Here is a 9,706-nt window from a genome sequence, read left to right as displayed (position 1 = left end):
CTCAAAAAGTGCAGAGAATATCTTGCAACGAATTAATGTTCCAGCAGCAACCTGGCTCAAATTAACGATTGATTTTGGCAAGCTCTTTAGGGGGCCTGTTGGCTCAGTGCAAGAGCTTGATGACTATTATACCCACCTAGAAAAACGACGAAGGCATTTTGCAAGCAGTTGTCAGCATCTGCCATTTAGTTAGCATTTAGTCACCTCCCACTTTTGCACTAGGCCTGTCACTCAGGTCAATTGGTGATGCCTTAAACTCTGCCTTCTTGTCTTTTTTCTATCAAATCCAACCTATCTGACGCTCCGCTAGAAACCATCTCAATGGGTGTTCTCATTTATGATGCCTATCATGGGCAGCATAGGAGTAATCAGCAAATAATGGTGTTATGTTACTGATTAACTATGGGTGGCTTATTATCTGCATTAAAAGTGTGGCAACGGCAGAATACTATCAAATGATGATTCTAGATAACTTAAATAGGGGCTATATTCCCGATGCGCTTAAGATGGCTGGTCACTTGGCAGGATCAGGACATTCACTGACAAGTAATAATTCAATGCTAGCGATAGGTGCAACCAAAATACCCACTTTGGGTCTGTATTCACAAGTCACAGGGGCAGTTTCCTTTGGCGTAACGGCGTTGTCTTTTGCAGGTTTTATGGCCGATGATAATGCTAGTCTTACACAGTATTTAGACAATGTGAGTAATAATGCCGTGTCTTTCTATGCAGAAAACTTTTAGAGGATGAAACCGTTGCGAACGTATACTATTTTATTCATAGTACTATTGCTGGGTACGGGGTGTGAGCGCTGCCTGCTCAATGAAAAAGACATGGCGTTTATGGAAAACCTTAACTTCAAAAATATGACATCGGAAGATTACTTAGCCCATCACAGCCTTATATCCGGAAAAATCGCAGGTGATTTGAGGACATATACCCTCGCAGGAGTCACGCTAAAGCATCGAGTCATTAATGAGGATGATATCTATTCGTACGAGACTGATAATGATTATTTTCAGTTTTATGTCAGAGAGATACCTGATTATATGCGTGAGCATTTTACCGATTATGCGACTTATTATGCTGCTGTGTTGGCCTCATTTGAGGTGTTGAAAACAAACGAGGATGTATGCAGCTTAAGTGTGACTCAACACTATTATTTGGCAGACCGATTTTTAATGCATTTTTCTCCTTCTAATAACGTTTACCTCCCTAGCGCTGGGGGGCCTATTGTCATTGAAACTGCGAGTTCAAATAAGGACAGCTATAAAATAATTGTAGTAGGTCCATCTGATTCGGCTAATTATGTATCCTATGGCAGTATCAGGATTAGATAATGATAAGTGGGGGGCAAAGTAAACTTAGAACCAGAGGAAAAGTGTCACCTAAAGGAAAGTTGTGGTTAGTGCCGTTTCTGCTGCTATGGAGTTGTTCTGGTGGTAATGCACTATTGAATAACTCACTATATTGATACTGGCGATGTTCTGGAGTCTGCCCCAAGGGCTTGGTAGATCGGATGCGGTGTCAGGCAAGTGATTTTTATGCCTATGCCGTTAGATTGATAGCTTGACCAAGTGTATTCGCTAGGGTGACTAACCATGTTAGCTCTTACAGGGTTTACTCTCTATGAGGCAAGCTTTGTAGATCATGGGGTCAGAGCCTATTAGTGTAGTGGTAAACACACTTTTGTCCAAAACCGATTTAACTTTTGATTGTTAGATTGATACCCGAAAGGCTAAATCGGAGAGATAAAATAACCCTGTGTAGATGCGGCTGAGGGTATCGAAAACATGGATGTTTTCGTTAAGCGGTCAGGGATGACGTATAGCGTCCCGAAGCAGTATCTGCACTTAAGCGAGCCGCAGGCTTTTAACTACAATGAAGATTCGACTTTAAACACAAATCCCAATTCCAAAACAGCGAAATGTTAAACCACAAAAAATGCCAACACCTTCATTCGAAGGCCAGCTTATTTTTGTCCAAAAGCTTCTCACAAGGTCAAATCGAAGAGGTAGAAAACTCGGTGTAGATGCCGGGGCGGACGTTGATGGCATCTCAATTAGACCAAGTCAAAGCGAGTGATAACTTGGTTTAGGCATGGCAGTGGCGTTGGTGGCATGGTGACAACAGAACAATAAAAAAGGCTTCCGAAGAAGCCTTTGATAGGTATTGCATAATAAGTACTGGGCTTATTTATGCTCTACAGCTAAGTAATTGATCAGGTCAATGAGCTCGCCAAGGGTACGTACTTGGCTAAGGTTGACGGCGTACTTATCGTTAACGATGAAGGTGGGTACACTTTGAATGCGGAATTCACGTTGCTGCGCACGCCAAAGATCGATCTTCTCGTTGACCGCTTTGCTGTCTGCAATAGCGTCATACTTACTGATATCGATGCCCTTATCGGCAAACACTTTCTTAATGTCTGCACGGTTGTTGATAGCTGGCTCTTCATGAGCGCTGTGATCATGGTCGTGTCCGTGGGCACTTTCATCACCTTGGATCGCCGCGAACATGGCGTGGATCATAGTGTCTTGCACGTTTAGCTCTTGGATAACGGCAAGCGAACGCATCACTTCGGTACCAATTTCACTGTTCATGAAGTCAACATGCTTGCTGTCAAAGCTCACTTTCTTATTCAGGTTGGCTTTGATATCGCCTAAATATTGAGTTTCCATGTTGAAACAGTTGTGGCAATAGAATGAGTAAAACTCGGTAAGTTTAGGTTCAGCGCTAGGGGCTTTGTCAGAAACGGTAGTGAAATGCTTACCTTCAACAAACTGGGCAGCAAAACTGCTTAGGGGAGCAATGGCAAGGGTTAGAGCTAATGCGATATGTTTAATCATGATGTCCTCAGAATGACGAAGTCGTTGCGAAATAACTAAATCGTAACGGAAAAATTCAATTTTATTAGCATAATAGCGAAAGCTTAAGTATGACTGAAGTCAGCGCAATAATCTGCGCTGAGAATGTGATGCAGGTTGGAGTTTCAGCGGCTCGTTTAGCTTTTTTCTCGCAAACTTTGCCAAGCTTCACAAACTTCTCGAAACTTGGAGGCATCGCCGCCATCACGGTCGGGGTGCCACATTAACGCGAGGCGTCGCCATTGTCTGCGGATCTCTTTATTGGTGGCGGTATCGTCAAGCTCAAAAACAGCCAAGGCTCGGCTTTGATGCATCAAATTGGGGTTAGTACCGATATAGTTTTCATAACGGTTCCAGAAAGACTCCAGCATCTCTTGAATGATATCGGGGCAGGTATCGTAGTTACGCCAATCTTTGTAGTAATCCCTGAGGGGGTCATCTTCGGCAAGTTGTTGGTCGAGGTTACAGGGGACGATTCTAAAAATCTGTATCTCCATCGATTTCACTTGCAGCCAACTTTTAGGTAATAGGATCTGCTGCAGTTCGAACAGGGCATTCATCAAGAGAAAGTTTTGTTTGAATAGCGCTTTTTGTGGGTTTTTATCGAGGTTTTGCATTAAGCCTTTTTGCTGCAGTTCAGCGGCAAGGTGATGTACCTTCCAGCTGCTTAGGGAGCTTTGTAATAGTGACAAGAGTGGCCAGATGAGGGGGTTGTCACCTTTGATCGCAAACAGATCCGCTGAAGCGGTTTGATCATCGAGTCGCGGTGTCATTGGTGGCTGTTTGGCTAGTAACATGCAATTTCACTCATCCGTGATTGGCGATATTTTCTACTATGGCAACAGCTGATTTGGAACGCAAGCCTTAAATTGTTGCTCATTATTGGTGCGTTTAAATTTAGGCGATGCTAAGCCAATAAATGTCGTCGCAGATGTGCGCTGGCAAATAGGTAAAAGCGTGTCGCACCTTCACGGAGAACATGAAGATTTTCATCGGCTACGAACGCTTTAATTTACTGACAATATTGGTTATTTATGCTTAACTTTGACTTAATCTCAACGGGAACAGAACTCAATGATATCGACGAGTTTGGGCAATAAACAGAGGGAAACGTTTTGAACAGATCAAAGATATTGCTAATAAGTGCGCTAGTGGCTGCAAACATGGGGGCGACAGCCTCTGCAAATGAGATAGATTGGCGCTTAGCGATCGGTGCCCATGATTATTATGTTGATGAGGCTGACTCGCATACCTTTGGTGCTGGGGTGCAGGTTGGCCTTGAGTACATGACACAGAGCGATATTTTACTGACCGGTGACATTAATATTTATATCGATCATGATGTCGATGAGTTAGATCCCGATCATATCCCTATCTGGTTTAGTTCGGCTTATGGTGCCAGTGGCGAGTTGTTCAGCTTCTCTGATACCAGCAGCATCAATTGGGAAGTGGTGTTAGAGGGTAAGCGTAACACTGTGAGTTCAGTTGAGAAGCAAGCAAAAGTGTTTCCTGCAGTGGCTTACCAGTATCAAACCGATACATTTAGTGCTGGAGTAAAAGTGGGTGGCGGCTATTACTTTTTAGAGATAGATGATGATGTGCCGCGCACCCGTGGTTACGATCGTGAAGATTTTCAAAATAAAACCGGTGCCTATACGATTGCCGCTGATACGCACTTTGCCTTGGGGCAATCTTTTGAGTTAGCGCTTTCAGCTCAGCAGTGGAACGATGGCAGTGATTGGTTAGAAAATGAGTTACAAGCCGAGCTTAGCTATGATGCCAATGCATGGGTTAAAGATAGCTTGTTAGTCATGAGCGTGAAATATACTGAGTATAACCTTGATCCTTATGCGAATACTTCAGTTGATGACCCAGACTATCTGCCTATCTTGCCGTGGAATAAAGACACCTTTGTGCGCGTCTACTTTGATATGCCTTGGTAAGATTTTTGCTATAAAACCACTACAGGTATGCTAGCTGTTGGTGGTTTTTTTGACTTGTTGGTTGGGGAGTATGAACATCTACTCGAAGTACATTATCTTATTAATCGTTGTGGCTGGGCTAGGTTTTTCTGGCTATTTGGGGCAGCGATTCCATGAGAAAGAGTCAGCGGCCATAGCCACCGAATTTCGAAAAGATGTCGACGACAAGGCATCAGCGCTTGAGCGTGAGATCCTACTTAATATCGAAGTACTTTATGCGTTTAGGGGGCTGTTTGATAGCTCTGAACATGTCACCGCCAAAGAGTTTGCTCGTATTGCACAGAGCTTCATTGTCCGTCATCAAGATATCTATGCGATTGAGTGGGCCCCCCGTATTACGCATCAACAGCGTGAGCCATTTGAATTGACGCAGCAGCGGTTATTCACCGATTTTGAGATCACCCAGAAGCTGGCATCAGGCATGTTAGTCGCGGAGCAACAACACAGCGAGTATTTCCCTATTGCCTATGTTGAGCCCGTTGCAGGTAATGAGTTTGCCTTAGGCTATAACTTGGCGTCTAACTCGACACGTATGGCCGCACTAGCGGTTTCTCGCGATCTAGATCTGGTGGTGGCCAGTGCCAGTACGCCGCTGCTGGGACAAGGCCGTCAGCAATACGGCACTTTAGTGTCAATCCCGGTATATCAAGGCTTGCCTAAAAATGTGATAAAGCGACGCGAACAAATAAAGGGGTTTGTCTTGTTGGTGTTGAAGGTCAGTGACATGTTTGATCGAGCCGTACAACGCACGGCCGCAAAAGGGATCTATTTTACTTTGGAAGATCGTACCTTAGGCAGCGAGATTGAGGTGCTTTATAGTAACCAAACGATCCCAATGCAGTTTTCTGTCGCCCAAAGTGATTTTAGCTATACCAAGCCTCTTGCTAGTGTAGGGCGGCGGAACTGGTCAATTAACGCTATTCCAAGTCTTGGTTATATCGCCGAGCGCCGATCAATGATGCCCTATTTGATCACCGCTATTGGCTGGGTGTTTGTGCTGCTAGGCAGTGCTTACGTCTATGCTTTATTGCGCCGCACAACCTTAATTGAAGAGGAGGTGGCGCAACGTACTCAGGCATTAGAGGAGGCAAAGTTAAAGCTGGAGCAGTTGTCTCAAACTGATGCGCTGACAAAAATTGCCAATCGGCGCTTTTTTGATGAAGCCTTTAATCACGAATGGTTAAGAGCGGTGCGCCAAGGTTCGAGCTTAGGGTTAATGATGATCGATATCGACCATTTCAAGCTTTATAACGACACCTATGGTCATCAAGCCGGTGATGAGTGCTTGGCTGCGGTGGCGCAGGCGATAGAGCAGACACTGAACCGTAAAGCCGATGTTGTGGCACGCTATGGGGGAGAGGAGTTTGTTGTGCTCTTGCCTGATACCAAAGATTGTGTGGTACCCGCTCAGCGTTGTTTGGCCAACATTGAGGCGCTCGCCATTCCTCATCGTGCATCGCCAACATCTAATTACATTACGGTCAGTATCGGTGTGTCTATCGCATTGCCTAAACAAGACAGCAGAAGTGAAGCGTTTATTCATCAAACTGATATTGCGTTGTACGAAGCGAAGCGCAGCGGCCGTAATCGGGTAGAGATAGCAGATGGTGCGCTATTAAGTTTGTAGCGCGTGGCTGGGTGCGCCTTGCGATCGCGCTCAACAATTCAATTAAACAATAGGTGCCGCGTGTCCAATTTATCCGAGAGTCGCTATCAGTTAAAAGTCGCCACCTTAAACTTGTTTAATTATATGGCGCCGCCAGATGCCTACTACGATTTTGTTAATATTTACACTGACCCCCAGTGGTTGCAAAAACAGGCGTGGATCACTCAATATCTCCAACAGCACACACCAGATGTCATTGGATTTCAGGAAGTCTTCTCCATCGATGCGTTGCAGCGTTTAGTTAATGATGCTGGTTATCCGTTTTTTGCGGTTGTTGATGCTCCTTTGGTCACCGATGGCTTTATCTATCGTAGCCCTGTTGTTGCTCTGGCATCCAAGTTTCCGATCTTAGCTTTTAAGCCTGTGCAACCCGACCCGCAGTTGGCGACGATGATGGGGCTGCAGGCTGATTTTAGTTTCAGTCGCAAACCGTTAATGGCGACCATTGATATGCCAAATCTCGGAGCTTGTGATTGCTACGTGGTGCACTTTAAATCTAAACGTGGTCAGTTTGACGTTGAACAGGGCGTCGATACCTTGGGAGTGAGCACTCAGCAGGTGGGCCAGCACTTTGCCATTGAAGCCGCTGCCAAGTGGAGCGCGGCGATGGTACGAGGCAGTGAAGCTATGTTGCTTCGCTATGAGATAGCTAAGCAGCGAGTGAAGTTATCTCATCCCGTCATTTTAATGGGGGATTTTAATGACCACCTTAGCGATGGCGTGCTCGCCAGCTTGGTCTCCAGCGATACCCGTTTAGTGAGCGGATTATCACAGCAGGGGTTCAATCTTTATCGTCTGCAAGATGCTTATCACCTCTTCGAGCGATCGCAGTACTGTCCTATCGCCGTTGCCCGTCAACCTACGCACTACCATCTGGCATCGGGTTCAGTGCTCGACTATATCCTGCTGTCGAATGAGTTTGACCCGCATAACGACCAATGTTTGGCTGAGGTTGAGCGCTATCACACCTACGACCGACATCTGCTGAATCCAATTTATGAGCAAGATAGTCATAGCACGGACCATGCACCTGTAATGATCACCCTAAAAATCAGGCTATAAGCCAAGCGTGATGGTATGTTTAACACTAGCCTTACAAGTTATTGATGTTATATTGTTTTTGGATAAACACCATCGGTTAGCAACGAGGAAGATTATGGGCAAGTGTTACCTAAACACGATAGGGATCGCCTTGCTATGGGCCATTATGCTTAATCAGGTTTTGGCTGTCCCTGCCGCAAATGTTAAGAGTGCGGTTAATCGCGCCGAAACCTCAACAAAAGTGAAAGAAAACCTTGTGCTGCCCTACCTTTTTAGTACTGATACCATGGGCGTTAATCTTGGTGTCGGCGGCATGTTAAGTGGTTATTATCAAGAACAGATGACCATAGGGGGGACGGTATTTGGTGGTGAGGTAAGCCGTGGTATCGGCGGTGGCGTATGGAACTATAAGCTGCCAAAAACCGAGCGATTCTTTTTAAGTGTGTATGGCATGCTAGGTTATTACCCGCAGCAAAAGGCCTATGCTGGCAGTACCGATGAGTATATTCCTTATGATAGGCCTCTACCGGGGAGTAACGGCTCTTCAAATGAGCAATTTCTACAAGCCGATGGGGCTTCCAACTGGTTTGATATTAAGCTTGAGTATGCGCTTCCTTTTGGAGCAACCAAAGAGAGCGGCCGAGTTGAATATCAGATAGAAAATGGCTTATTGGTGTCTGCGCCGAGTGGTGGTGAAGAATGGAATCCATTGAGCAGTGGGGCAACCGTGTTGGTGCTGCGACAGTTTAATCGTTATCAAAGCTTTGAGTTTGAAGAGGATACTTTAGATGGCGCTATCCATGCGCTTGAACTCGGTATCTTGTATGACAATACCGACTTTCCTATTAATCCCTCCTATGGCAGTAGCCAATATTTATCGATATCACACGATTCGGCTTGGCTAGAATCTGATCATGAGTGGACATTTATCAATCTAGATATGAGCAAATACTTCTCTTTAGGTAGCTCAGACTATGCAAGTCAACGGGTTATCGCGCTCAATTTTTGGACAGGATATAGCCCCTCCTGGGCGCTTGAATATGATGAGCTGGGGGGCAGGCGTGTGATCGGAAATGCCCCCTATAATGAGGGCGCAACCTTAGGCGGCTTTTATCGTATGCGAGGCTTCGATCAAAGCCGCTTTCACGATAAGGCTGCAATTTATGGTACTGCGGAATATCGTTATACATTTAAAGCCAACCCCGTTGAGGACATTAACTGGTTACGCTTCTTACGTTTAGATTGGTTTCAATTGGTTGGGTTTGTCGAGGCTGGTCGTGTAGCGCCATCGTTTAAAGCCAGCGAATTATTCAGTGATATTAAATATGACTTTGGTGTTTCTTTGAGGGCTTTGATGGCGGGTCTTGTGGTGCGCAGCGATATTGCCCATTCAGAGGAGGGAACAAACTTGTGGATAATGGTGGACCATCCATTTTAAGGGTGGGGATAGCTTATAGACTAAGGAGCGTCATGAATGGCAAGAAAAATTACCCAACAGAATAATTTCTTTTACACCACACTGGCCTTAATCGCGTTGCTGTTAAGTGCGTCGTTGGTAAAAGAGATGCCAGATGGGGTTCTCGAGTTCATTATAGAAGCGTTCACGGCAGTGACATTTATCGTCTGTATCTTTAGTCTACGCTTCGATAGCGCTTGGTATCGCTTTATGGCAACCCTTTTAGGTGGTTGGATGGTGGCCATCATAGTGCGTAATGTTACTGATATTGAGATGATGGATAACATCATATTGATATTGATGTTTCTATTTTATGGTGGGACATTTCGTTCCATAGCAAGGCAAATTCTGTTTACTGGGCAGGTTGATGCAAACAAAGTGATAGGGTCTATCGCTCTGTTTTTATTAATGGGATTAATGTGGGCGATTATCTATATCTTGATTGTTGCCCTTTCTCCCCACGCATTTAATGGCGTAGAAGCCGCACCGTGGCGAGAGATGATGTCGCAGTTTGCCTATTTTAGTTTTGTCACCTTAACCACATTAGGCTACGGCGATATTAGTCCGGCGACGCCCTTTGCTCAGGTGATTGTTTATATGGAGGCAATTGCTGGTGTGTTTTATATGGCGATTGTGGTAGCAAGCTTAGTCAGCGCTGGATTAGCGCAAACACAAGATAGTCAGGGAAACTAAT

Annotated in this window: 9 protein-coding genes and 1 pseudogene; 8 read left to right on the top strand and 2 right to left on the bottom strand. The window is 45.1% G+C overall.

Annotated features, from left to right (window positions below):
- The 3 genes and pseudogenes from BEL05_RS21135 to BEL05_RS15440 form a co-directional block, all read left to right on the top strand.
- Positions 1-193, top strand: a pseudogene (locus BEL05_RS21135) (transposase); the annotation flags it as partial.
- 193 nt (positions 194-386) lie between these two features.
- The gene (locus BEL05_RS15445) at positions 387-743 is read left to right on the top strand and encodes a DUF1420 family protein (RefSeq protein ID WP_028764764.1); all 357 of its coding nucleotides are present in this window, start codon (positions 387-389) and stop codon (positions 741-743) included.
- A gap of 12 nt (positions 744-755) precedes the next feature.
- Complete coding sequence (locus BEL05_RS15440; RefSeq protein WP_139151898.1) at positions 756-1,340, top strand: hypothetical protein; 585 nt, start codon at positions 756-758, stop codon at positions 1,338-1,340.
- A gap of 852 nt (positions 1,341-2,192) precedes the next feature.
- Here the strand turns inward: BEL05_RS15440 and BEL05_RS15435 are convergent.
- Entirely contained in the window at positions 2,193-2,849 is a 657-nt protein-coding gene (locus BEL05_RS15435) for a thiol:disulfide interchange protein DsbA/DsbL (protein ID WP_069671713.1), read from the bottom strand.
- Positions 2,850-3,004: 155 nt separating this feature from the next.
- Positions 3,005-3,664 carry a DNA-J related domain-containing protein gene (locus BEL05_RS15430; RefSeq protein WP_083250370.1) on the bottom strand — a complete coding sequence of 220 codons (660 nt, stop codon included), beginning with the start codon at positions 3,662-3,664 and terminating at the stop codon, positions 3,005-3,007.
- A 318-nt stretch (positions 3,665-3,982) separates the two neighbouring features.
- On the opposite strand from BEL05_RS15430, the gene BEL05_RS15425 reads away from it, so the two are divergent.
- The 5 genes from BEL05_RS15425 (at position 3,983) to BEL05_RS15405 (ending at position 9,705) form a co-directional block, all read left to right on the top strand.
- Positions 3,983-4,810, top strand: coding sequence for a hypothetical protein (locus tag BEL05_RS15425; RefSeq protein WP_069671712.1), 828 nt, complete (start codon positions 3,983-3,985; stop codon positions 4,808-4,810).
- A 70-nt stretch (positions 4,811-4,880) separates the two neighbouring features.
- Positions 4,881-6,476: a diguanylate cyclase domain-containing protein gene (locus BEL05_RS15420; protein WP_069671711.1), complete on the top strand. Its 1,596-nt coding sequence runs from the start codon at positions 4,881-4,883 to the stop codon at positions 6,474-6,476.
- Between the two features lie 60 nt (positions 6,477-6,536).
- The gene (locus BEL05_RS15415; protein ID WP_069671710.1) at positions 6,537-7,577 is read left to right on the top strand and encodes an endonuclease/exonuclease/phosphatase family protein; all 1,041 of its coding nucleotides are present in this window, start codon (positions 6,537-6,539) and stop codon (positions 7,575-7,577) included.
- Between the two features lie 94 nt (positions 7,578-7,671).
- On the top strand, positions 7,672-8,994 hold the full coding sequence (locus BEL05_RS15410) for a BamA/TamA family outer membrane protein (protein ID WP_245687007.1): 1,323 nt from the start codon (positions 7,672-7,674) through the stop codon (positions 8,992-8,994).
- Between the two features lie 36 nt (positions 8,995-9,030).
- Positions 9,031-9,705: a potassium channel family protein gene (locus tag BEL05_RS15405; protein ID WP_069671709.1), complete on the top strand. Its 675-nt coding sequence runs from the start codon at positions 9,031-9,033 to the stop codon at positions 9,703-9,705.
- The last annotated feature ends 1 nt before the right edge of the window (position 9,706 follow it).

Source organism: Shewanella colwelliana (genome assembly GCF_001735525.1).
GTDB classification, from domain to species: Bacteria; Pseudomonadota; Gammaproteobacteria; order Enterobacterales; family Shewanellaceae; genus Shewanella; species Shewanella colwelliana.
This window is presented reverse-complemented; position numbering and strand designations above follow the sequence as displayed.